Consider the following 1,600-nt stretch of genomic DNA (forward strand, 5'->3'; position numbering starts at 1 on the left):
CCTTGTACCGTGCCAAGGACACCGATATCAACGGAAGTTGTCACACCAGCAAAAGACTTTTCATGCTTTTCTTTTGCGTTAGAGGTATCATAGCTTTCTGATAGGGTGATATTATTGCCGGCATCAATGTTGACATCACGATCCGCCGAAACAATGGCTGCTTGCATATTTACATCATTGTCAGCAGTAATCTGCACATCTTGGCGTGCCGTGATGTGTGATTGTGTGGAAGTGGTTTCCCATTGATCGCCCGTATCTTTGGCGCTTGCAATTCCAACACCTACAGAAGCACCGCTGTTGCTCTTTTCAAACTGAATGCCAAAACCTGTACGTTCTTCCTTTGAGCTTGAGGAATGGCTATTATGACCAACAAGCACATTCACATCATGCGCTGCGGTAAGATTAACATTTTCCCCTGCAAGGTCAGAGCCAACAATTTTCACATCTTTTTTCTTGGCAGTGATGTTGATATTGCCATCCGCATTGAGAGAAGAACCTTGATGCTCAAAACTCTCTTCATTTTCTGTCTTTCCCTCACTCCCGTATATCGACACAAAGCCCTTGCCTGATCCCACACCAAAACCTGTTTCATGCTCCTCTGAATGGCTCTTATGATGATCTGTCATGCCATCAATCGTCACACTTTCTCCGCTCACATTGATATCTTGACCGGAAAGCAGATGAGAAGCAGAAATCTTGGCTTCTCCTTGTGCGTCTAACACGATGTTGCCCGTTGCCCCAAGGATAGAGGAGACCGTTGTGGTATGCGATTGAGATGTATCGGACGATTTCTCATGCAAAAAGCCACTTGATGACGATTGTGCTTGCTGATCCAAGTGTTCTTGGGCGCCTTTGATAGTAATCTTTCCCCCAGAGTGAATGGTAATATCCGCTTGTTTCTGTTCTCCTGGTGCTTTCTCTCCTGACGTTTCCTCTGCCTTACCGGCTACGAGCATCGAGGCTACAACTTCCGTGTTGTTTCCGGAATCAATGGCAATGCCTTCACCCCCTGTTATGCTTGACCCCACAACTTGGCTCACATCCATCTTGTTATGCTCAGATTTGCTGCTACTAAACACCCCACCGTCTTTGTGATACGACATCTCATAATGTAAGCTATCCTCTGCATTATTGATCAGGACATCGTTGCTGGCTTTCAGCCCTACCTTGCCATCAGCCGCAATGGAACTACCTGTAATGCTAAGATCATGCGGTTTGCCATCCTGCCCTGTAATGACCGTGGTATCACCTCCAGATTTTATCGAAGATCCAACCGCATGAGAAGCTTGCATGTCCACTTTCGTGTTTTTGGTGCGAAGATGATACTCCATCTCATCGTTTCTCACCCCTATTGTTATCTCCCCTTGGGCACCAAGACCAACATTGCCCTTGGCATCTATATCGGAAGCAGCAATATGGATATCTTTTCCAGAGAGAACAGTGGTCTCTTTTCCAGAACTTAAATGAGAGCCATTGTGCACGGCGACATGAAAGGTTTGATCCCCGCGATGGCTATTGGCACTGTTGCGTGTGGCATCAATCGAAACATTGCTCTCAGCTTGCAAGAGAAGTTTATCCGTTGCTTGAACATCAGAGCCTA

At 46.3% G+C, this 1,600-nt stretch carries 1 protein-coding gene; it reads right to left on the reverse strand.

Translation table 11 applies throughout. The features are described 5' to 3' along the window. On the reverse strand, positions 1-1,600 hold a 1,600-nt coding region (locus tag ACFILH_RS00790; RefSeq protein ID WP_375667227.1), incomplete at both ends, for a hemagglutinin repeat-containing protein.

Origin of the sequence: Bartonella sp. CL435QHHD (assembly GCF_042195095.1) — a bacterium.
Lineage (GTDB): Bacteria > Pseudomonadota > Alphaproteobacteria > Rhizobiales > Rhizobiaceae > Bartonella.